This window comes from Gemmatimonadaceae bacterium (assembly GCA_036496605.1).
In the GTDB taxonomy this organism is placed as follows: Bacteria; Gemmatimonadota; Gemmatimonadetes; order Gemmatimonadales; family Gemmatimonadaceae; genus AG2.
On sequence record DASXKV010000063.1, the window covers coordinates 20,044 to 41,470 of the forward strand.

The window sequence follows — 21,427 nt, forward strand, 5'->3', positions numbered from 1 at the left end:
CGCGTAGAGGCGAGAGGGTTGAGCGCTGAGCGTGACTACGGAAAGAGCGGCCGCGAAACAGGCGGATGATCGACGAATCGGCATGGATGCAACGTGACCATCTGAACGCCTCGATTCAACCGCCTGGGGTCATTCGTCCGAGGGAGAATCGCGGTGACAGCGTCTCCGCTCCCGCGTCCATCTACGGAGTGCCGGCCAGGCCAACGTGCCTCTCGAACCATCCCGGAGCCCTTTCATGCACAACCAAGTCGTTGCCCAGGCGGCGCGAATGAGCGCGCGCTTGTCGATCGTCTTCCTCGCCGTCGTGAGCGCGTGCGAGGTACCGACCAAGCTCCCCATCTGGGACCAGACATGGGTAATTCCGGGGGACAGCACTCGCGTCAGCGTCAGCGAGCTGCTGCCGAAGAGTGGCGAGATCACCGTCTCCACGTCGGGCGGACAACCCGTCTTCGCACTGAGCGTGGCGGCGCCGGCGGCGATCAGCCGCTCGCTCGGACAGGTCTGCGGCGCGTGCACGGCGGCAAATGGCATGACGGTGCCGAAGCCGGCGTTCTCGATCAGCGACTCGACCGCGGTCGCACTCCCGACCGATCTCGTCGCGGCAACGATCGTGAGCGGTGGCTTCACCTACACCATCACGAACAACTTCTCGTTCGATCCGATCCGTCCGAGCGCTGCCGGCGCTCCCTATGGCTACTTCGTGATCAGAGTCATGAATGGGGCGACGCTCGTCGCCCTCGACTCGGTCGACGGATCCACGCTCGGCATCGGCAAGAATGGCGCGACGTTACAGCGGCCGCTCCCGCTCAACGTCGGCGGCGGCTCCCTTTCGATCACGAGCGCGACGCCTGTCGAAGTTTACTTGACGCTCAACTCACCGCAGGGCGACCCGGTGACGATCAACACCAGCCAGAGCTTCTCGGTCGCCATTCAGCCGGCGCCGATTGCGCTCAGTCAGGCGCAGGTGCAGATGAGCAATCAAACCATCAATGCCGCGCAGACGACAGTCGACCTGAGCTCGGTGAGCGATCAATCGATCGTCAATCGTGTGCAGGGCGGCGCACTCCACCTGAACATCGACAGTCCGTTCGGAGTTCAGGGAACGCTCACGGCAACGTTCAGCGTTCCCGGCGGCGCGCAAATCGTCAAATCGATCCCACTCACGACGGCCGCGACGCAAACGCTCGACGTGCCACTCACGGCCGCCGAGCTGAGGTCACTGCTCGGCCATACCGCGGACCTCACCGTGTCGGGGAGCGTCAACTCACCATCAGGTTCGGTGACGCTGACGCCGACGCAAGTCCTCCGAGTCACGAGCACTTTCCAGATCACCCTGAGCACGACGGAGAGCTGAGCCATGACACGCTATCACATCGCGATCACCCGGCCGGCACTCGTTGCATTGCTCGCCGCGGCGACGTTCGCGCCCAAGGCACGCGCGCAGCTCGCGAGCGCCAGCGCGGCCTCCCTCGCGTTAGGCGACAACTACACCGCGCTCGCTCGCGGCTTCAACGCCGTCAACTGGAATCCAGCGGGACTCGGCATGCCGGAGAATCCGCTCCTGTCGTTCGCGTTCGCGGGACGGGGCGATGCAGGAATGGATCCGATCTCGATGAGCGATCTGGCAAAGTACAGTGGCGCCGTCGTTCCGAATGCCGTGCTCGCGAACTGGATGTCGCGCGTGCGGGCGCAAGGCGGTCAGAAGGTCGATGCAGAAGGCACTGGATCCTTCGCGTTGAGCGTCGGACCGTTTGCCTTCCAGCTGGCCACGAATGCCTACGAGCGCGGCAAGCTCAATCCGGACGCCGTCGAAGTGCTTCTGTACGGAAACTCCACGCAGACCGGCACGCCGCGGGACATGAACTTCACCGGCTCCCGCACCGAAGCGGCGGTGGTGACGACCGCGGCGGCGAGCTTCGGGCAATCCGTTGACATCGGCCTCGGTCCGCTCACACAACATTTCGCGTTCGGCGCAACCGTGAAGTACATCGTCGGCAACGCCCTCTTGATCGGTCAGGACGCTGGCTCGCAGCTCGCCGCGAGTCCCCTCGCGCTCGACGTGCAGTTCCCGATCATCCAGTCGGACACCTCACTCAATGGTATGCCGCAGCGCGGAAAGGGTGTCGGCCTCGACGTCGGCGCGGCCTGGGAGTTTGGTCCTTTCGCCGCTGGCGCAACGATTCAGAATCTCGTCAACACGTTCAAATGGAACGTGAACGAGATGTACTTCCGCCCGGGCAACGCGGTCTTCAGCGCCGCCACGCGGACGACGAATTTCGACGTGATGTCGATGGCGTCGGTGCCCGATTCGCTGCGCGCCCGCTCCGACGCGCTGAGCGCCGAGGTGGCCGCGATGCGCTTTACGCCGTCGCTCAACATCGGGGTGTCGATGAAGGTCCTTCCCTTCCTCACGGCGATGGCGGACGTCCGCCAGAATCTCGGCGACGGGATGCACCTTGCGGAGCGCACGCACGTCGGCGCGGGTGCGGAGCTCAGGATCATCCCCTTCCTTCCAATTCGCGCTGGCCTCTCGATGATCAGCGGCGGCTACGTGGCCTCGGCTGGCGCGGGTCTCGAGGTGGCATTCTTCCATCTCAATGCGGGGATCGCGGCGCGGAAGACCGAGTACGGGCAATACCCGTCCGGCGCGCTGACGGTCTCGATTGGGCAGTAAGACTCGGTAGAGTAGAAGGGCGCGCGTCGGGAGGGGCGCGTCGAATACGGCGCGTCGAATACGGCGCGTCGAAAGGGGCGTTTTGCGAATTCTGTAACGCGCGCGCAACGCGGCGCCCGATTTCCTTGTCTAGTCGCAGTTTCGACGCGCTCCCCTCGACGCGCTCCTCTCGACGCGCCCCTCTCGACGCGCTCCTCTCGACGCGCCCCTCTCGACGCGCCCCTCTCGACGCGCCCCTCTCGACGCGCTCCCCTCGACGCGCCTTTTTCGACGCGCCTTTTTCGACGCGCCCCTTCAGGCAGTCCCCGCCCTGCCCGTCCGCCGGATATATTGCGGCTCACCCCAAACGCGTTTCCTGCCGGATGACTGCGCCCGCTGCTGCCGTAACTGCTCCCCAAAAGAAGAAAGTCGACACTGCCCGCGCCTGGGCCGAGACTCGCCAGCTCATTCGCGAGCACCGCGGATCCCTTACGATCGGCATGACCCTCATGCTGATCAATCGCGTCGCCGGGCTGGTGCTTCCATGGACCTCCAAGTTCCTCATCGACGACGTCATCGGTAAAGGGCACGCACAGTTGCTCATGCCCCTCGCCGGCGCGGCGGCGCTCGCGACGCTCATCCAGGCCGCAACAGGATTCGCGAACTCTCAGGTCGTCAGCGTCGCCGCACAGCGCGCGATCACCGAGATGCGCAAGCGGGTCCAGGAGCACGTTCTCCGACTGCCCGTCTCCTATTTCGATTCGACCAAGACCGGCGTCCTCATCTCGCGCGTGATGAGCGACGCCGAGGGCGTGCGCAACATCGTCGGAACAGGGCTCATTCAGCTCGTCGGCAGCTTGATCACGGCTGTGCTCGCGCTGGGCATCCTGGTCTGGCTGAACTGGAAGCTCACTGCTCTCACGATCGTGGTCCTTGCGGCGTTCGGTGGCATGATGGCGATTGCGTTCAAGCGTCTGCGGCCGCTGTTCCGCGAGCGGAGCATCATCAACGCCGAAGTCACTGGTCGCCTCGCCGAAAGCCTCGGTGGCGTGCGACTCGTAAAGGTCTACGTGGCCGAGCGGCGCGAGCGGTTGGTCTTCGCCAAGGGTGTCCACAAGCTGTTCCGGAACGTGGCGAAGACGATCACGGGGACATCGGCCGTGGGCGCGGGCGCGTCGGTCATCGTTGGGCTCATCGGCGTCGTGATGATCATCGTCGGTGGACGCGCGATCCTCGCCCACCAGATGACGCTCGGCGATTTCATCATGTACATCTTCTTCGTCGGGCTGATGGCGGCGCCGCTCGTGCAGATGGCGTCGATCGGCACGCAGGTCAGCGAGGCGTTCGCGGGGCTCGATCGCATTCGCGAGATCATGCAGACACCAACCGAAGACCAGGCGGACGCGGGGAAAGCGCCGCTGTCGGACGTCCTCGGCGAGGTGAAGTTCGAGGACGTCAGCTTCGAGTACAACCCGGGCGTGCCCGTGCTCAAGCACGTCACATTCGAGGCCGAAGCCGGCTCCACGACGGCGCTCGTAGGGCCGAGTGGCTCTGGTAAGAGCACGCTCATCAACCTCGTGATGGCGTTCACGCATCCCAAGAGCGGTCGCGTCATCGTCGACGGGCACGATCTCGAGACCGCGCGACTCCACGATTATCGGGGGCAGCTCGGCGCCGTTATGCAGGACAACTTCCTCTTCGACGGCACGATCCGGGAGAACATCATCTACGCGAAACCGGGCGCGACGAACGAGGAGGTGCGCGCCGTCGCTCGCATTGCCCACGTCGACGAATTCGCGGAGAAGTTCGAGAACAAGTACGAGACCATCGTTGGTGAGCGCGGTGTGAAGCTATCGGGCGGGCAGCGCCAGCGCATCGCGATCGCGCGCGCGATCCTGGCTGATCCACGAATTCTCATTCTCGACGAAGCGACGTCGAGCCTCGACAGCGAGAGCGAGGCCCTGATCCGCGACGGACTCCGCTCGCTGCGTCGCGGACGCACGACGTTCGTCATCGCGCATCGTCTGTCGACGATCGAGAGCGCGGATCAGATTCTCGTCCTCGACAACGGCATCGTGGTCGAGCGCGGTACGCACCGCGAGCTCCTCGCCCTCGGCGGTCGTTATCGCCAGCTGTACGACAAGCAGTACGGCGCCGAGCGCGATCGGTTCATCAATCCGGGGGAGGATTTCATTCCCGTGCCGCCCTCGCCGAGGGAGCAGGTCAAGGTCCGCTGAGTACGAAACGCGGCAGAGCGAGATCTTCACCACTTCGCGGGGTATGAAGATTGGTGCGTCTTCCGCGTCACTTCTAAGCAGCAGCCCCAGCGCTAGATTCGAGTTATGCTGCGATCGATCTCAGTACTTGCCCTTTGCACAGTCGTCGCTCTCGGCTTTGGCGCCGCACGAGCGGAGGTTGTTCATCCGTTGGCGCCGCCTGCGGAGCCTAACGCCGAAGGCAGGCCGTTTGCCGTTGGCGAGAAGCTGACCTACAACGCGAAGGTCAACTTCCTTCACGCCGGCACAGGGACGATGAGTGTCGTCGGCATCGACACCGTCCGTGGACACACGGCGTACCACACCGTCTTCGACGTCCACGGCGGAATCCCGTTCTATAGAGTAAACGACCATTACGAGAGCTGGTTCGACACGACGACGATGGTGTCGCTGCGCTACAGGCAGAAGATCGACGAGGGCCCCTACGAGCGGGAGCGTACATACGAGATGTACCCGGAGAAAGCGACATTTAGCGAAAACGGCAAACCGGAGGAGCCGAGCGTCAGCCTGCCTCTCGACGACGGGTCCTTCATTTACTTCGTCCGCACATTGTCGCTCGATCTCGGCCAGACGTACGAGTTCAATCGCTACTTTCGTCCCGATCGGAACCCCGTTCGGCTGGAAGTCGTACGGAAAGAGCGGATCAAGGTGCCGGCCGGCGAGTTCGACGCGATTGTCGTTAGGCCTTCGATCAAGACGAACGGCATCTTCTCTCAGCACAGCAACGCGGAAATCTGGTTCTCGAACGATTCGCTCCGACTGATGCTTCGTATGAAGTCGGGGCTACCCTTTGGCACGCTGCAACTCGAGCTCAAGGACATCAACCGCGGAGGAGTGCGAGAATGAGACGTTCGACTTCGGTGTGGATCGGCGTGGCCGTCCTGGCGGCGATGGCATGCGGCAGACATGACGCCGATGGCGGCAGCGCCCAGGTTCAGGGCAACATCGCGCACCGTGACAGTGCAGTGACGCTCGGCCCCGGCGACGTGCGCATCGTGAACGAGGACAGCAGCGTCGAGATGGCAGTCGTCGGCCAGCAGATCATCGTGCGACTGTCGGAGAAGACGATGAATAAGGTGCGTCAGGAGACCGATACCACGCACACCGATTCGGGCTTCGGCGGCTCGATCGAGCGCATGGTGAAGCGCACGGTGCAGTCCGCGCTGGGGCAGCAGATGACGTATCCCCTGTCCGACGTGCGCGACGCGAAGTACGAGGATGGCGCGATCGTCCTCGACGTCAACGGCAACAAACAGCCGCGGTTGTTATCGAATACTAAATTCAACGGCCGGAAGCTTCTGGAAAGTTTCCGCCCGGACGACGCGCGGCGGTTCGTTGCGGCGGTGAACAAGAAGAAGGGCCTATAGCCCTCTGGCAGGCCGGAGGGCTTGCAGGCGCCCCTTCTCCTGAGCAGGTTAGGCCCACCCTCTCCCCTCCGCAGATGCCTCATCGTCCGATTCGCTTCGCCGCGCTTTCGAGCGCCATTGTCTTCGCGGCCGCGGGCGCCTATGCCCAAGTACCGGCCGGCCACCCTCGAGCTCAGGCCAACACCCTCACCGACGCCGAGAAGGCGACCGGGTGGAAGCTCCTTTTCGACGGCACCACGCTGAACGGCTGGCGCGGTTACAAGTCGCAGTCGGTCCCGTCGGCGTGGCACATCGCCAACGGCACGCTCACCAAGGATGTCGGCACCGACGACATCATCACCACCGACAAGTATGCCAACTTCGATCTCCAGGTCGACTGGAAGATCGCGCCGAAAGGCAACGCCGGCATTTTCTATCGGGGCACCGAGGAGTACGATCACATCTACTGGAGCGGGCCCGAGTATCAGCTCCTTGACGACAAGGGGCACGTCGACGGCAAGAGCCGCCTAACGGCGGCGGCGTCGGCTTACGCGGTCTATGCGTCGCCGAAAGGCTACCTGCATCCGGCTGGCCAATGGAACCACACGCGCATCGTCGTCAACGGCGATCACGTCGAGCACTGGCTCAACGGCCACAAGATGGTGACATACACGTTAGGCAGTAAAGATTGGACGGCACGCGTGGATTCGAGCAAGTTCAAGGACTACCCGAACTACGGCAAGGCGACGGAGGGGTACATCGGCATTCAGGGCGACCACGATGGAGCGCTCGCGCTCCGCAACATCAAAATCAAGGTGCTTCCATGAGAGGAATCCGGACGCGCCTTTCGGTGATGATGTTCCTCCAGTTCTTCATCTGGGGGGCGTGGTACACGATGATCGGTGTGTACATGGCGAAGGTGGGGATGGAGCGACTCACGTTCTGGCCATTCACGGTGAATCCGCTTGCCGCGATCGTCGCGCCATTCTTCGTCGGACTGGTGGCAGATCGGTTCTTCGCCACCGAGCGCGTATTCGGTCTTCTGCATCTCATCGGCGGCGTTGTCCTTCTCGCCGTTCCGAGCACGTCCAATAATCCCGGGTTGTTCATCGGACTCCTGCTCCTGTACAACCTCTGCTACATGCCGACGCTTGGCTTGTCGAGCTCGTTAGGCTTCCATCACATTCCCGACCAGGAGAAGGACTTCCCGAAGATCCGCGTCTGGGGAACGATCGGCTGGATCATCGCGGGGCTGTTCATCGACTACGTGCTCGTGCACTTCGCCAACGGCCTCAAGGCGGAGGAAACGGCGCTACCCATCTACGCAGCGGCGGTCGCGAGCTTCCTGCTCGCCGCGTTCAGCCTGTCTCTTCCGCACACGCCGGCACCGGCGCGCGGACAGCACGTGTCGGCGCGCAGCATCATTGGTCTCGACGCGTTCAAGCAACTCGGCAGCAAGTCGTTCTATGTCTTCATCGCCAGCGCGCTCCTGATCTGCATCCCGCTCGCCGCGTATTACAACTTCACGCAGCTCTACCTCGTGGGCGCGAAGGTGCAGAACATCACCGCGACGCAGTCGCTGGGGCAGATGAGCGAGATGCTCTTCATGCTCGCGATGCCGTTGATGTTCGCGCGCTGGGGCGTGAAGAAGATGCTCATGGCCGGCATGGCCGCGTGGGTGCTTCGGTACGCGCTGTTTGCCGCCGCGGCGCCGAGCGCGATCTACTGGATGATCGCGTTAGGCATCCTGCTCCACGGGATCTGCTACGACTTCTTCTTCGTGACGGGCATGATTTACGTCGACAAAAAGTCCACGCCCGCGATCCGCGGCCAGGCGCAGGGCTTCTTCGTCTTCGTGACATACGGTGTCGGGATGTTGATTGGTGCGTACGTCGCCGGGAACATGGTCTACAACCGCTTCCTCGGAACGGCCCCGGCACTCACGCTGGATCAGTGGCGGAGCTTCTGGATTCTGCCGTCGGCGTTCGCGCTCGTGATCCTGATCTTCTTCGCGCTCGCGTTCCACGATCGAGAAGCGGAAGTGAAGCCGGTTGCTGCTGGTGCGGGAGCTGGTCCCACGGCCCGCGCGGAGGCGGCGACGCCAGCGGGGAGATAAGACGACTCGAATCTGCTCGAGACCTCGTCCCAGACCGTCGGCGGCCCTCTTGAGGCAATCATCCACTGCTTGAACGCGGACACAGCCGGACACAACGGACAAAGCCGGACAAACAAGAGAAGGTTGACGATCTTATGAAAAGTTCGTTCCGCGCTCTTTGGTTTTGTCCGGCTTTGTCCGTCGTGTCCGGCTGTGTCCGTGGTAACAGCTGTTGAGAGCTGCACTGCGAATGGGTTGAGTCGACAGGGATCCTTCCCCTCGCTCGGGATCGCCTCAGAGCGCTCCCCATTTCGTGTACGGGACCGGCTTCGTGAATGGCGGGCCGACCTGAATGACGATGTCGGCGTGCGCGGTGAGCGGGATCGTCGCCGGATTCCCCGAGTACGGCTTGCCGTTGAGCCACACACGCATCGATTGGCTCTTCTTCGTCGACGCACCGGCAGCGTGCGTGCGGTCGAGCGGTTGACCCCACACCGCGAAGAAGTCGCCGAGCGTGAACGAGCGATCCATCGGCGCCTCGATGTGAATGATGCCGTCCGGCGTGTGGGTGTGCAGCCAGTAGATGCAGCGCGACTCGCGCGGGATGCCGATGAACTGCGGGATCGTCATCGCTTTGCCGTGATCGAAAATCGCGAGGTGTTGATGGATGTGAATGCGCTGGCCTTCCTGCGCATCGCACGAGATGCCGTTGATCGTCTGGCCCATCGCCTGTGACGCGGCACGCGACGCGGGAATGAGGAGGGCGCAGGCGAGGACAGTCGTAAGACGAGCAATGTTCATGATTCGCGAATGGGTGAGGGTCGAGATAGCCCGGCGGGACGTTGAACGACCCTAGATTAATGCCCTGCTCATCGGACCGCATCACATCGTCGCCATCATACCACACGTGACAGTTCTCGCACCCGTTGTCGGAGTGCTCGCCGGCGCCGCCGCCGGTGGTCTCCTCATGATCCGCGCATCGCGCCAGTGCCGCAAACCTTCCGACCGCGCCGGTCGCGTCGTGCTGCAGCGCATGAACCTCAGTCACGCCGCGGTGACCGCGTGGGGTCTGAGCCATGTCCAGATCAGGGACGACTTCACGATCCTCGACATCGGATGCGGCGGCGGGCGCACGATCGACCGCCTCGCGTCGATCGCGACGCGCGGGAAGATCTACGGCGTCGACTACTCCGAAGCGAGCGTCGCCTCGGCGCGCGAGACGAACCAGCGATGGATCGCGGAGGGGCGTGTCGACATTCAGCAGGCGAATGTCTCACGGCAGCCATTCCCGGACGCGACGTTCGATCTCGTCACCGCGGTGGAGACGCATTACTACTGGCCCGACTTGCCGCGCGACGTGCGCGAGGTGATGCGCGTGCTCAAGCCCGGCGGGACGTTCCTGATCATCGCCGAGACCTATCGAGGCCGAAAGAACGATTGGTTATACCGTCCCACCATGACGCTCGTCCTGCGCGCATCGTACCTCACGCCCGAACAGCACCGCCAACTGCTCGTCGACGCTGGCTACGTCGATGTCCGGGTGATCGAGGAGGAATCGAGAGGGTGGATTAGCGCGATCGGACTCGTTCCGCCGGCGCTGCCTTGATGCCCGGCTATTCAGGGAGTATCTCTCACCGTCCAGTCGAAACAGCGAGAGACCCGATGCCTAACGATGATCCGATAACCCGCCGCTCCTTCGTCGGCGAAGTCGCCTCGACGACCGCCGCCTTCACCATCGTCCCCTCACACGTCCTCGGGCGTCGCCACGTCGCGCCCTCCGACAAGCTCAACGTCGCCTGCATCGGCGTCGGCGGAATGGGTGCGAGCGACGTGCGCGGCATGGGCGCGATCGAGACGATCTACGCGCTGTGCGACGTCGACGAGAAGAACGCCGCCGACAGCTTTAATGCCTTTCCCAAGGCGAAGCGCTACAAGGACTACCGCGAGATGCTCGATAAAGAAGCTCGTAACATCGACGCGGTCACGGTCACGATTCCCGACCACTCGCACGCGATGGCGGCGATGGCGGCACTCAAAGCGGGAAAACACGTCTACACGCAGAAGCCGCTCACGCGCACGATCTGGGAAGCGCGGCAGCTTGCCGCCGAGGCGGCGCGCCGTCCCAAGCAGGCCACGCAGATGGGCAATCAGGGACACGCGGGCGAAGGGACACGTCAGATCCGCGAGTGGGTCGAGGCGGGCGCGATCGGCAACGTCCACACCATCGAGCTCTGGACCAACCGCCCGATCTGGCCGCAGGGGATGCTCCGCCCGACCGAGATGCATCACGTCCCGTCGACGCTCGACTGGGAGCTCTGGCTCGGCCCCGCGCCGACGCGTCCGTATCATCCGTCGTACGCACCATTCAACTGGCGCGGCTATTGGGATTTCGGGACCGGCGCGTTAGGCGACATGGCCTGCCACATCATGGACGCGTGCTTCTGGACGCTCCAGCTCCGCTATCCGACGCGCATCACCGCCGAGACGTCGCAGACCTTCCCGGAGACCGCGCCGAAGGCGTCCCGAATCACGTACGAGTTCCCGGCTGCAGCTGGTCGCGGCCCAGTGATCGTAAATTGGCGCGACGGCAACATCGTCCCGCCAAAGCCGCACGATTGGACGTGGGAGCGCCCATGGCCTTTCGACTCGAGCGGCCAACTCTGGATCGGCGACAAGGGGACGATGATCGCGGGCACGTATGGCGAGAACCCACACCTGTCCGACGAGAAAAAGCATAACGAGTTGATGGCCCACCCGCCGGCGGTGAAGTATCCGCGCGTGAAAAGCGTCTACCAGGAGTGGGTTGACGCGATTCGCGGCGGCACGCAACCGGGCTCGAACTTCCCCGGCCACGCGGCGCCTTTGACAGAGATGGTCTTGTTAGGCGACCTCGCGCTGAAGCTCGGGCGAGTCGATGTGAATCCGGCAAATGGATCGTTCGGATCGACCGTTCCAGAGGATCTCATCAAGCCGGAGTACCGGGAGGGGTGGAAACTCTAGTCGGGTGGAGCGTGGAGGGTAGAAGGTGGTAGAGGGTAGAGGTAGCGGCGTTGACCCTCTGCCCTCTACCCTCTACCCTTCCACTCTCCCTTCGCGACCGCGGGCACAAATTGATCAATACCCTTTGGCGGGAATGACAACGTCTTCCCCTGTTCGGCGCTCTGATACGCCGTCATGAGCATCTTCACGACTTCGATGCCGTCGTCGAAAGTCAGCAGTGGATCCGCCGTGCCCTGGAAGACGCGGCAGAAGTGCCGGTCCTCGGCCTCGTAGCCGTACGCGACGGCCTCGCTCGGCACAACGGGCATCAAGCCCATTTCCGCGTTCTGCTTCTCGACGAGATCCTCGCCGGCCTTCCCCTTCACTTCGCGGCTGAAGAAGAGATGGAGTCCCGAGTCGAGCGAGTTCCACTGCATCGAGTACTCGGGGCCAAGGAGCTCGGCCGAGAGGCGCAGGCCGGCCCCGACGAAACTCCAGGACGTCGATGCCTCGCCTAACACAACTGCGCCGTCGGCTGTTTGAAACTCGATGAGAACGCTCGCAAAATCCTCGCTTGGCGATTTTGTATAGTCGACGTCACTGCCCATCTGTTTCTTGAGCTTCGCCGCGTACTCGGGACGTGTCCACTTGAGGCTGGCGATGTGGCCGGTGACGCGTACGGGCTTCACGGTCGAGAGCGACTCGCCGGGTTTCGTGAGGAGGTGCCTAACGACCAACGCCGAATGGCACATCATGTCGTTGAGGACGCCGCCACCTTGCAGGCGGCCTTGCCAGAACCACGGCGTGTGCGGCCCGCTGTGCTCTTCCGCGGCGCGCGCGAGGTAGGGACGCCCCGTCGTCGCCGCACCGCGTGCCCACAGGAGCATGCGTCCACGCTCGACGTGTGGCGCGAAGGCCTGATTCTCGAGGTAGCCGGTCGCGAGGCCGACGCTCTTGACGAGGTCCCGCACCTGCTTCGCTTCGGCGACGTTCCGCGCGAGCGGCTTCTCGCAGGCGATGCCCTTCAGATCACCCTTGCCGCTCTTATATGCGTTGACGATTTCCTCGACGTTCTCGACGCGGGAGTGGTTCGGCCCGGTGAGCCAGATCGCCTCGATCGCAGGATCGGCGACCATGTCGGTGATCGTCTTGTGGGGCTTGCAGTCACCGATGTCGAGCTGTTTCGCGTACGCCGCGGCGGCAGCGGCGTTCTTCCGGTTCGGGCTCCAGACGCCGCGCACGTCGCCGTCGCGGATGCCTGTCCAGCCGAGCATGTGGAACTTCGCGTTGAATCCCGAGCCGATGAAGCCGACACCTAACGGTTGTCTGGAGGGCATGCGCTGGTGATTGGTTGTTGGTGGATGGTGGTTAGTTGCAGTGTTGGCACGCTCGCCAATCACCAATCACCAACCGCCAACTACGAATAACTGACTCCAAGCTTCGCGAGCGCCTCGGGCGGGCACCCGTTCCATGCCGGCAGCGCGACGTTCCCCTTGTACTGGACGTCCTGCCAGCCCATCTGCGTCGAGTAGAAGCCGGACGCCGTGAGATCGCGGAAGTGGCTGAAGAACAGGACGCCGTGATGCATCTCGGGTCGCGCCTTCTTCGGCCAGGCGATGTCGTCGAGCACCTGCCGCCGCTGCGTGTCGGTTGCGGTGACGAAGATCTTCGAGAAGCGATGCTGACATTCGTTGTCGAGCCAGGCGAGGCCGCCCTGGATCGACGTCTTCTGTGTCACCGTGGCATCCTTATCGGCGAGAAGGAAGTCCATGAACTCCGGGACTTTCGCGTCGGTCGCGCTGCCCGAGCGCTCGTCGCGCGGAATGATGTAGTCGACGAGGAGCCTAACGGCGGCCCATTCGTGTGCGGTGAAGAAGGCCGGCGCGGCTGGTGCTCCGGTGGCCTCGAGCTTCTCCATAGCGCGGACGACACGCTCGAGGTGTTTCGGGGCAACTCCTATCGAGGCCGCCAATGGAGTGAGCGCCAGAGCTTTCAATGCATCTCGTCGATTCACATCCGTCATATTCTCTCCTGCCATTCAACAACGTTCGTCCGTGCCAAATGCTTCATTCGGGATGACAGCCTACAAGGCCCCTTCCTTCCTCTGACTCGCGATGTAGTCCGCGGTCCGCCACGAGAGCGCGAGGATCGTCCACGTCGGATTCTTGTCCGCCTGCGACACGAACGGCGACCCATCCGCGACGAAGAGGTTCTTGCACTCGTGCGCCTGACAATTCGCGTTCACGACCGATGTCTTCGGATCGCTTCCCATCCGTGCGCCACCGAGCTCGTGGATGATCTGACCACCCGTCGAGATGTTGTATCCCTGCTCCTTCGTCGGCATCGGTGAGAAGATCTCCCCGCCCATCTCGGTGAGGAGCGCGCGGAAAGTCTCGTGCATGTGCTTCACCTGGTTGAACTCGTGATCGGTCCAACCCCAGTGGAACCGCGCGACGGGTATCCCCCAACGATCCACGACATTCGGGTCGATCTCGAGATACGATTCGTCGTTGGGTATCATCTCGCCGCGTCCGGAGAAGCCGATCGTCGCGCCGTAATACTTGCGATAATCCTGCTTCAGCTGCTTGCCATACCCGCCACCGCCCGGGTACCGCTCGATCCCGCCCATGAACCCGGCACTCGGCTGATACAGACCGCCCCACACTTCGATGTGGTAGCCGCGCGGGAAGTCGAGTTTCGAGTTATCCAACCACCAGGGCATGTAGAGGTGCATCCCGCCGACGCCATCCTCGTTATGCGTGACGTGATCCGCCATCGCCGGGATGAACCCGGCGAGGTCGGTGCCCGTCGTATCGGTGAGATACTTGCCAACCGTACCGCTGCCGTTGGCGAGACCCTGCGGGAAGAACGACGACTTCGAGTTCAGGAGAAGGCGCGACGTCTCGCACGCGCTCGCCGAGAGGACGACGATCCGCGCCTCGACGTGCTTGTCCTCACCCGTGCGCTTGTCGATATACGAGACGCCCGTCGCCAGGCCGTCCTTCCCGACCGTCACTTCGCGCACCATCGAGCTCGTCAGCAGCGTTAGGCGCTTCGTCGCCAAGGCCGGGGCGATGAGGACATCAGGGCTCGAGAAGTTCGCCTTCACGCCGCAGCCGCGGTTGCACTGGCCGCAATAGTGACACTTGAGGCGCCCGTTCAATGGTTGGGTGATGATCGAAAGGCGCGCCGGGATACAGGTCACGTTCAACTTGTCCGAGGCCTTCTTGACGAGCAGTTCGTAACAGCGCGGCTTCGGTGGCGGCTGGAAGATGCCGTTCGGTTCGTTAGGCAAATTCTCGTGACTGCCGAAGAGCCCGATCAGCCGGTCGACGCGGTCGTAGTACGGCGCGACGTCGTCGTAACCGATCGGCCAGTCTTCCCCGAGTCCATCGCGTGTCTTCCCCTGGAAATCCCTCGGGCCAAAGCGGAGCGAGATGCGTCCCCAGTGATTCGTGCGTCCGCCAAGCATGCGGGCGCGCCACCACATGAACTTGGATCCGGGAGCGACCGTGTAGGGCTCGCCTTCGATCTCCCAACCCCCGTCGCAGGCATCGAACTCGCCGAAGGGACGCGTCTTGGTCGACGCCCCACGCCTTGGCGACGCGTACGACGGCATGAGCATCTTCGAATCGCGCGAGGCGAACCACGACGGTCCGGCCTCGAGCAACACGACGTTCGCGCCCGCTTTCGTGAGCGCGTACGCAGCCATCCCGCCGCCCGCGCCAGAACCGACTATACAGACGTCATACACGAGCGAGATCTCCTTGAGGTTGTTGGTGCTTGGTCGCTGGTCATTGGTGTCCGGTGTAACACCGAGCACCAACCACCAGCCACCAGCTACCGGCCACCTTTAGTAATTCATCTTCGCCAAATACTCATAGCTCGTCGTGATCGACGCGAACGGATCCGCCGGCTGATCGTGCTCGACGAACGCGTGCTTGATGTGCGAGCCGTGCGCGGCGTCGTAGGCGAAGATCTTCGGGAAGTCGATCGACCCCTGGCCGACTGCCGTCATCGTGTGTTCCGGATCAGCCTTCGCGTCCTTGACGTGCACCATCGATACGCGTCCCGGATACTTCTTCATGTACGCGAGCGGATCGGCGCCGCCGTGGACCATCCAGTAGAGGTCCATCTCGAAAGTCACGAGCGCGGGATCCGTGCTCTCGAAGAGCACGTCGAGCGGCAACGCGCCTTCGCCCGTGGACGCGAGCTCGTAGTCGTGGTTGTGATAGGCGAACTGAAGACCCGCCTTCTTCGCGACCGCGCCCGCCTTGTTGAAATCGTCGGCGACGTGCTTGTAGGCGTCCGGCCCTTTCCGCTTCTCTTCCGGCGTCCACGCGATGGTCACGTATTGATGGCCGGCGATCTTCGCCTCGTCGACGGTCTTCTCCCACGCCGCGTGGTCCGCGGGATACGGGACGTGCGACGACGGCGCCGTGAGCTTGTACTTCGCCACCATCTCGCGGATCTCGTTAGGCGAGTGGTTGAAGTAGCCGGCGAACTCCACTTCCTTGTAACCGATCTGTGCCACGCGTTCGAGCGTTCCCGGCACGTCCTTCGCCATCGCGTCGCGGACGGTGTAGAGTTGCAGGCCGACTTTCTTCAACTTCCGGCTACCGAGCTGGAGTGAAAGCTCCTCGACTCGCCCCGGCTGCGGTCGCGCGGCCAGAGTCAATGCGGCGGCACCAAGTGTCGCGAGAAATGTGCGTCGATCCGTGGAATCGGACATCGCAAGCGCTCCCGTGGAGGGTACAAGGTCGCGAAAGTATGAACTTGTGAGGCGGGGATGGGAAGGTGTAGCCCTCATCCCAAAAGCGGCGAGGATCAGCAGTTCCGCATCCCAGACCGTCGTTGGCCCCTGACGCAGCGAGAATCAACGGCTGTTTAACACGGACAAGGCCGGACACGCGCGGACAAAGCCGGACACTGCAAAAAAACGCGAGCGACTCCTTCAAGAGATCGTTAAACGCCCTCTTGATTTGTCCGGCTTTGTCGCAGTTGTCCGGCTTTGTCCGTTCACAGTCTGTTGATAGCTGCGCCGCCGGTGACCGGCCATGGACCACGACGCAGAACAGCCAGATCAGCTAATGCGGCGTGATCGCCTCCGCCTCCCGCCTCGGGATCGCCACCGCCGTCACTGTCGGCGCCGCGACCGCCACCGTTGGCGCGCTCAGTGCGCCAGTTGCTCCACGCTCGACGAGCATCTTTGCGGCGAAGCGCTGTGCCTCCGAGAGACGCTCGATCTCGAGCGCGATCGCGTCGATTGCTCGTGAGAGCTCATCGTAGCGGACCTCGGTCACGAGCGACGGAATCTCGATTCGATCGCGGAACGCTCGCCGCACGGCTCGCTTGGCCCCGAAATGCGCGCCGAGCCACGCACTGACGCTACCGACGAAGAGCGCGACGCCGCCCGCGTAGACGAGGAGCATCGCTTCGCGATCGCGAAGCGCGCCATGAAATATCGAGTGAGAGATCCACGACCACATTGGACGGTCCTCGACTGCGTGTGCCCTCGGAGTTGCGCCGGCGTCGGTGCGCTTCCCTACGCGGCCCACTCAGGATCTGGATTCAATTACCGCGGCGCAATTGACCGTTGGAGCAACGGCCACGGATCGATCGCTTCGCCCGTCCACCACAGCTTCACGTCCTTGGGATGCGCGATCGCGAAGTGCAGGTGCGGCGTGTTCGCGGGGGCATCCCCCGTCGTCCCCACATAGCCGATCACTTCACCCTGCCGCAAGGGGAGTCCGTCGCGCATGCCGTCCGCATAGTGGTCGAGGTGCGCATACATCAGGACGAATCGGTCGCTCGCGTCGGCGGCGTAAACCATGAGGCCGCCATCGACGCTATTGTGCAGCTTCAGAATTCGGCCATCCGACGCCGAAACGACTGGCGTCCTCCCCGGCGCGAGAATGTCGAGCGCCTCGTGCTTCCGCGATCCTCCACCGCGGCGTTCGTTGAAGGTGTCACGGAGCTCGGACGGTTGCACGCCGGGCACGGGGATGATCAGCTCCGCGCTCAAGGTCGCGAGATCCGACGAGGACGGCGGCAGCGCAACCGAGTCCGCAATCTCGCCAGGCGAGAGCGTCGTGCGCGGCGTCACGGAGACGGACTCCGGCGCTGGACGCGTCGCACTCAACACGATCGTCGTGTCGGTCGGGGTCGTGTCACGCGCGCTGTCCGAGGCGTGCTCGATCACGACCTTGCAGCCTAACGACAGGAGCCAAGGGAAGGCAGTGAGCAAACGCCAACGCATTGTCGGAATCCCGGCAGCTGTTCAGCATGCGACACAGCGGGAATGACTATTCCCCGCCGACTGGCCGAGATCTCGACTATGCCAGAATCGCGCCGAACTCAGCTCTCCAGACCCGTCGTGTGCTCGCGACTCTCGGTGGCGCGACCCATCGGAGAGTCCGCCGCTTCCACCGCGCCGGAGGGATGGTGACGTCGCGTTGCCCGCATTCCCATCGCGAGCATAATCAGCCCCACGACGAGCATGACGATCCCCCACCAGAGATTGATGTTGATGTCGAGGGATGTCTCGTACATCGCGTTGCCGTTCGTCGCGATGCCGTAGCCGCCGATGACGATGCCGAGCGCGGTGAAAAGCCCGCCAATGGGAAGTCGAAGATCGAGAGACGCAGCGCCGGACATGGGTTCTCAGGTTGTTGTCATCCTGAGGAGCGAAGCGACGAAGGATCTACTGTTCTTGCCTAGATGGTTGCTTCCAAGAAGGGACGCTAGATCCTTCGCTTCGCTCAGGATGACATGGTCAAAAGAATACAAAGTTCAGTAACAACGTCATCACCAACACGATCCCGCCGAGTGTCATCGGCCGCTGCCAGAAGTGGCGCTCATTGTCGCGTGGACGTGGCGTGAGTGCATAGACGAGACCATGAAGCTCCTTGTCCGGGCGCGGTTGCGTCGCGAGACTGACGACGATCGTCACCACAGTGCACGTCAGCCAAGCGGTGATCGCGGTCCAGAACGTCTGCGACATCTCACTCGGATACATGTGAATGACGCCGAGGTAACCGCCCTTGATGCCTGGCACCGCGCCCGCCGGCAACGTGAGCCCATGATGGACTGCGGCGCCTAACGTGCCGCAGAGCAGTCCAGTGAACGCGCCGTGTCCCGTGCTGCGACGCCAGAACATGCCGAGGAAAAAGGTGGCGAACAGGGGCGCATTCACAAAGGCAAAGACAAGCTGCAACAGATCCATGATGTTATTGAAGGCGCTCGCGACGTATGCGGCCGCGATCGCGAGCACGATGCCCGCGACCGTCGCCGCGCGGCCCATCCAGAGATAGTGCGAGTCGGACGCGCCTTTCCGGATATGCGCCTGGTAGATGTCGTACGTCCACACCGTATTGAATGCGGTGACGTTCCCCGCCATGCCCGACATGAAGGATGCGAGCAGCGCCGTTAGGCCAAGGCCGAGCATCCCTGTCGGGAAGAGACGCATCAGCAGCATTGGCGTCGCGAGATCATAGTCGAGCACCGGATGTCCGGCGCCATCGAGGAGCGGCGCACCGGCCGCGGTCAGCTTCGCGGGAATCAAACCCTGACCGATGCCGTGCGTACCGCTCAGCACCAGCGCGATCATTCCCGGGAGAATGACAAGAAATGGGAAGAACATCTTCGGGAACGCGGCGATGAGCGGCGTTCGCCGTGCCGCCGTCATCGACTCGGCGGCCATCGCGCGCTGCACGACGAGGAAGTCCGTACACCAGTAGCCGAACGACAGCACGAATCCGAGTCCCATGACGAGCCCGAACCATTCGACGCCGATGGGATTCTGCGACGCGCTCCCCATCGTGCGCCAGGCGTGCGTGTACGCGTCAGGGGCGAACCCGCGCGACGTAGACAGCGCGGCGAGTTGTGTCGAGAGGCCGTGCCACCCGCCGACGGCCGTCAACCCGAGATACACCAGCGGCAGGAAACCGAATACGATGAGGAAAAACTGAAGCACTTCGTTATAAATGGCGCTCGTAAGGCCGCCCAACAGGATGTAGACGAGGACGATGATCGCGGCAACGATGATACTCGCGTCGAAGCTCCAACCGAGGAGCAGGTTCAGCAACTTGCCAAGCGCGTACATCGAGATGCCGGACGAGAAGACCGTCATGACCGCGAACGACACCGCATTCAATGTTCGCGTCTTCTCATCGAAGCGCATCTTCAGGTATTCGGGGACGGAGCGCGCGCGCGATCCATAGTAAAACGGCATCATGAACAGGCCGACGAACACCATCGCCGGGATTGCGCCGATCCAGTAGAAATGGCTCGTCGCAATGCCATACTTCGCGCCGGACGCCCCCATCCCCAGGACCTCCTGCGCGCCCAGATTCGCGGAAATAAATGCGAGCCCCGTGACCCACGGCGGCAGCGACCGGCCGGAGAGAAAGAAGTCCGTGCTCGTGCGCATCAGACGCCGCAGCAGCCAGCCGACCGCGAGGACAGCGGCGAAGTACACCGCCATCACGACGTAGTCGATCGGGGCGAGGTGGGCCTGGCGTACGATGTCCATGTCACCTCGGCATTGTGAGGGTTAGACCTCGGGACTGGTGCGACGGATTCGCTCGCTCCGGTACCAGTGCACAACGCGTTGCTCGACCTCGCTCGCGCGCTCCTGGCAGTCGAGCAGCTGCAGCGATCCAAAGAGCACGCCGTCGACGCGCACGCTCCAGAATGCCTCCCAGTGCAGCTCGTCGCGCTCGAAGCCGATCAACTCGGCAACGCGAAAACAGAGCGTGCACTCGAAGACGCGCGTATCGCGGAAAAAGACGAGCGTTTCGCCGACGGTCACGGTGCGTGTTGGTGGGAGCTTCCTGCGTCGAAGCTACCGGGACTTCGAGGACTTCGAGATTGGCCTAACGACGAAGAGTCTTACTGGAACTCGACCTGCGTCTCGCGGGCCGCTTCGAGCTCGCGCAGGAACGGATATCGCGCGCGCACCAACTTAACCCGCGCCGGATCGATGTCGACCACCCTCGGCGCGTTGACGCCGCCGCCGATGCCGACCGGCTCACCCCACGGATCGTACGCCACCGATCCGCCGTCGTATTCGACGCCGTCACCGATCCCCGTGCGATTGACCGCAACCACGTAGCACTGATTCTCGATCGCCCGTGCGCGCGTCAGCACGTCCCAGTGTGCGCGGCGACGGTCCGGCCAATTGGCGACGAGGAGCACCGCGTCCACATCCGGTGCCACCGCGCGGAACAGTTCGGGGAAACGAAGATCGAAGCAGATGAAAAGCCCGACGCGTGCCCCTTCGATCGTCACCACAACGGGTCCATCGCCTGGTGCGTAGACCTCGTGTTCGCCCGCGTACGCGAAGAGCCGCTGCTTGCGATAGATCGCAGCGATGCTTCCCGCGGGATCGAAGAGCACCGCGGCGTTCACCAAACGCGCGGGCGTTGTTTCACGCACTGCGAGTCCCGCGAGCACCCATACACGGTGCTCCCGCGCGGCAGCCGCGAGCGCGCCGCTCGCGCCTTTCTCCGGCGTAAGTGCCTCCGCCCACCGGGTGCCTTCCATCGTGAAGCCCGTCGAACACATCTCGGGTAGTACGACGACTCGCGCGCGCAACCGCGCTGCGCCCGCGATCACGTCACGTGCGCGTCGTAATGATGTGTCGGGATCGTGCCAACCGGTGTCGTACTCGCCGAGCGCAACGCGCAGTGGCGGCGCGGCGGATGTACCGGATTCGGGGGAAGTGAACTCCGGCACTGCGACTCCTCGAGGAGGGTGCGTCGTGCGACGAATGCTGCGGCGAAAAAACTGGGGCGGGAGGACTCGAACCTCCAACTTCCCGGTTAACAGCCGGGCGGTCTGCCAGTTGACCTACACCCCAAAAGGATAGACGCCGAGGAAACCCAAACAAAACACGATAGATTAGGCGTGTCAATGAACATCGTCACCGCAACACCGAGTGATCTGCCCGACATCGTGTCGCTGCTCAAGGCGGCGGCGCTCCCGGTCGCCGGAGTCGAGAACCACATCGAGACGTTTCTGGTTGCGCGCGATTCCGAGCGACTCTTGGGATGTGCAGCGGTGGAAGTGTACGGCC

Annotated in this window: 20 protein-coding genes and 1 tRNA gene; 9 read left to right on the forward strand and 12 right to left on the reverse strand. The window is 63.2% G+C overall.

Annotated elements, in window-relative coordinates:
* Positions 1 to 235 precede the first annotated feature (235 nt).
* From VGH98_24370 to VGH98_24400, 7 genes are all read left to right on the forward strand, one after another.
* Positions 236 to 1,354, forward strand: a complete 1,119-nt coding sequence (locus VGH98_24370; GenBank protein HEY2379139.1) for a hypothetical protein — start codon at positions 236 to 238, stop codon at positions 1,352 to 1,354.
* 3 nt (positions 1,355 to 1,357) lie between these two features.
* On the forward strand, positions 1,358 to 2,674 hold the full coding sequence (traF, locus tag VGH98_24375; GenBank protein ID HEY2379140.1) for a conjugal transfer protein TraF: 1,317 nt from the start codon (positions 1,358 to 1,360) through the stop codon (positions 2,672 to 2,674).
* A gap of 362 nt (positions 2,675 to 3,036) precedes the next feature.
* Positions 3,037 to 4,890: an ABC transporter ATP-binding protein gene (locus VGH98_24380; GenBank protein HEY2379141.1), complete on the forward strand. Its 1,854-nt coding sequence runs from the start codon at positions 3,037 to 3,039 to the stop codon at positions 4,888 to 4,890.
* A 105-nt stretch (positions 4,891 to 4,995) separates the two neighbouring features.
* Entirely contained in the window at positions 4,996 to 5,775 is a 780-nt protein-coding gene (locus tag VGH98_24385) for a DUF3108 domain-containing protein (protein ID HEY2379142.1), read from the forward strand.
* Positions 5,772 to 6,296 (forward strand): hypothetical protein, encoded by a 525-nt coding sequence (locus VGH98_24390; protein HEY2379143.1) that lies wholly within the window; start codon positions 5,772 to 5,774, stop codon positions 6,294 to 6,296. Before VGH98_24385 ends, VGH98_24390 begins: the two co-directional genes overlap by 4 nt.
* Before the next feature lie 74 nt (positions 6,297 to 6,370).
* Positions 6,371 to 7,102 (forward strand): DUF1080 domain-containing protein, encoded by a 732-nt coding sequence (locus VGH98_24395; GenBank protein HEY2379144.1) that lies wholly within the window; start codon positions 6,371 to 6,373, stop codon positions 7,100 to 7,102.
* Positions 7,099 to 8,391 carry an MFS transporter gene (locus VGH98_24400; GenBank protein HEY2379145.1) on the forward strand — a complete coding sequence of 431 codons (1,293 nt, stop codon included), beginning with the start codon at positions 7,099 to 7,101 and terminating at the stop codon, positions 8,389 to 8,391. Before VGH98_24395 ends, VGH98_24400 begins: the two co-directional genes overlap by 4 nt.
* A gap of 273 nt (positions 8,392 to 8,664) precedes the next feature.
* Here the strand turns inward: VGH98_24400 and VGH98_24405 are convergent, their stop codons facing one another.
* On the reverse strand, positions 8,665 to 9,171 hold the full coding sequence (locus VGH98_24405; protein ID HEY2379146.1) for a hypothetical protein: 507 nt from the start codon (positions 9,169 to 9,171) through the stop codon (positions 8,665 to 8,667).
* Positions 9,172 to 9,277: 106 nt separating this feature from the next.
* On the opposite strand from VGH98_24405, the gene VGH98_24410 reads away from it, so the two are divergent.
* Positions 9,278 to 9,976: a class I SAM-dependent methyltransferase gene (locus tag VGH98_24410; protein HEY2379147.1), complete on the forward strand. Its 699-nt coding sequence runs from the start codon at positions 9,278 to 9,280 to the stop codon at positions 9,974 to 9,976.
* A gap of 56 nt (positions 9,977 to 10,032) precedes the next feature.
* Positions 10,033 to 11,370 carry a Gfo/Idh/MocA family oxidoreductase gene (locus VGH98_24415; GenBank protein HEY2379148.1) on the forward strand — a complete coding sequence of 446 codons (1,338 nt, stop codon included), beginning with the start codon at positions 10,033 to 10,035 and terminating at the stop codon, positions 11,368 to 11,370.
* A gap of 65 nt (positions 11,371 to 11,435) precedes the next feature.
* On the opposite strand, the gene VGH98_24420 is transcribed toward VGH98_24415, so the two are convergent.
* The 11 genes from VGH98_24420 to VGH98_24470 all read right to left on the reverse strand — a co-directional run bounded on the left by VGH98_24420 (position 11,436) and on the right by VGH98_24470 (position 21,211).
* Positions 11,436 to 12,686 carry a Gfo/Idh/MocA family oxidoreductase gene (locus VGH98_24420; protein ID HEY2379149.1) on the reverse strand — a complete coding sequence of 417 codons (1,251 nt, stop codon included), beginning with the start codon at positions 12,684 to 12,686 and terminating at the stop codon, positions 11,436 to 11,438.
* A gap of 80 nt (positions 12,687 to 12,766) precedes the next feature.
* Entirely contained in the window at positions 12,767 to 13,372 is a 606-nt protein-coding gene (locus tag VGH98_24425; GenBank protein HEY2379150.1) for a gluconate 2-dehydrogenase subunit 3 family protein, read from the reverse strand.
* A gap of 60 nt (positions 13,373 to 13,432) precedes the next feature.
* The gene (locus VGH98_24430) at positions 13,433 to 15,172 is read right to left on the reverse strand and encodes a GMC family oxidoreductase (GenBank protein HEY2379151.1); all 1,740 of its coding nucleotides are present in this window, start codon (positions 15,170 to 15,172) and stop codon (positions 13,433 to 13,435) included.
* Positions 15,173 to 15,202: 30 nt separating this feature from the next.
* A complete protein-coding gene (locus tag VGH98_24435; protein ID HEY2379152.1) occupies positions 15,203 to 16,081 on the reverse strand; it encodes a sugar phosphate isomerase/epimerase in 879 nt (292 codons plus the stop codon).
* Positions 16,082 to 16,436: 355 nt separating this feature from the next.
* Positions 16,437 to 16,838, reverse strand: a complete 402-nt coding sequence (locus VGH98_24440; GenBank protein HEY2379153.1) for a hypothetical protein — start codon at positions 16,836 to 16,838, stop codon at positions 16,437 to 16,439.
* Positions 16,839 to 16,924: 86 nt separating this feature from the next.
* On the reverse strand, positions 16,925 to 17,608 hold the full coding sequence (locus VGH98_24445) for a M23 family metallopeptidase (GenBank protein ID HEY2379154.1): 684 nt from the start codon (positions 17,606 to 17,608) through the stop codon (positions 16,925 to 16,927).
* A 98-nt stretch (positions 17,609 to 17,706) separates the two neighbouring features.
* Positions 17,707 to 18,006: a hypothetical protein gene (locus tag VGH98_24450; protein ID HEY2379155.1), complete on the reverse strand. Its 300-nt coding sequence runs from the start codon at positions 18,004 to 18,006 to the stop codon at positions 17,707 to 17,709.
* A 118-nt stretch (positions 18,007 to 18,124) separates the two neighbouring features.
* Positions 18,125 to 19,882 (reverse strand): sodium:solute symporter family protein, encoded by a 1,758-nt coding sequence (locus VGH98_24455; protein HEY2379156.1) that lies wholly within the window; start codon positions 19,880 to 19,882, stop codon positions 18,125 to 18,127.
* A 21-nt stretch (positions 19,883 to 19,903) separates the two neighbouring features.
* Complete coding sequence (locus tag VGH98_24460; GenBank protein HEY2379157.1) at positions 19,904 to 20,161, reverse strand: hypothetical protein; 258 nt, start codon at positions 20,159 to 20,161, stop codon at positions 19,904 to 19,906.
* A gap of 80 nt (positions 20,162 to 20,241) precedes the next feature.
* On the reverse strand, positions 20,242 to 21,087 hold the full coding sequence (locus VGH98_24465; GenBank protein HEY2379158.1) for a nitrilase-related carbon-nitrogen hydrolase: 846 nt from the start codon (positions 21,085 to 21,087) through the stop codon (positions 20,242 to 20,244).
* Positions 21,088 to 21,138: 51 nt separating this feature from the next.
* Positions 21,139 to 21,211: transfer RNA gene (locus VGH98_24470), tRNA-Asn, on the reverse strand.
* Positions 21,212 to 21,427 lie beyond the last annotated feature (216 nt).

Bases quoted from the DNA above. Each gene is read 5' to 3' on its own strand.
- VGH98_24370 (HEY2379139.1), top strand. From the start codon at position 236: ATGCACAACCAAGTCGTTGCCCAGGCGGCGCGAATGAGCGCGCGCTTG.
- traF (HEY2379140.1), top strand. From the start codon at position 1,358: ATGACACGCTATCACATCGCGATCACCCGGCCGGCACTCGTTGCATTG.
- VGH98_24380 (HEY2379141.1), top strand. From the start codon at position 3,037: ATGACTGCGCCCGCTGCTGCCGTAACTGCTCCCCAAAAGAAGAAAGTC.
- VGH98_24385 (HEY2379142.1), top strand. From the start codon at position 4,996: ATGCTGCGATCGATCTCAGTACTTGCCCTTTGCACAGTCGTCGCTCTC.
- VGH98_24390 (HEY2379143.1), top strand. From the start codon at position 5,772: ATGAGACGTTCGACTTCGGTGTGGATCGGCGTGGCCGTCCTGGCGGCG.
- VGH98_24395 (HEY2379144.1), top strand. From the start codon at position 6,371: ATGCCTCATCGTCCGATTCGCTTCGCCGCGCTTTCGAGCGCCATTGTC.
- VGH98_24400 (HEY2379145.1), top strand. From the start codon at position 7,099: ATGAGAGGAATCCGGACGCGCCTTTCGGTGATGATGTTCCTCCAGTTC.
- VGH98_24405 (HEY2379146.1), bottom strand. From the start codon at position 9,171: ATGAACATTGCTCGTCTTACGACTGTCCTCGCCTGCGCCCTCCTCATT.
- VGH98_24415 (HEY2379148.1), top strand. From the start codon at position 10,033: ATGCCTAACGATGATCCGATAACCCGCCGCTCCTTCGTCGGCGAAGTC.
- VGH98_24420 (HEY2379149.1), bottom strand. From the start codon at position 12,686: ATGCCCTCCAGACAACCGTTAGGTGTCGGCTTCATCGGCTCGGGATTC.
- VGH98_24425 (HEY2379150.1), bottom strand. From the start codon at position 13,372: ATGACGGATGTGAATCGACGAGATGCATTGAAAGCTCTGGCGCTCACT.
- VGH98_24435 (HEY2379152.1), bottom strand. From the start codon at position 16,081: ATGTCCGATTCCACGGATCGACGCACATTTCTCGCGACACTTGGTGCC.
- VGH98_24440 (HEY2379153.1), bottom strand. From the start codon at position 16,838: ATGTGGTCGTGGATCTCTCACTCGATATTTCATGGCGCGCTTCGCGAT.
- VGH98_24445 (HEY2379154.1), bottom strand. From the start codon at position 17,608: ATGCGTTGGCGTTTGCTCACTGCCTTCCCTTGGCTCCTGTCGTTAGGC.
- VGH98_24450 (HEY2379155.1), bottom strand. From the start codon at position 18,006: ATGTCCGGCGCTGCGTCTCTCGATCTTCGACTTCCCATTGGCGGGCTT.
- VGH98_24455 (HEY2379156.1), bottom strand. From the start codon at position 19,882: ATGGACATCGTACGCCAGGCCCACCTCGCCCCGATCGACTACGTCGTG.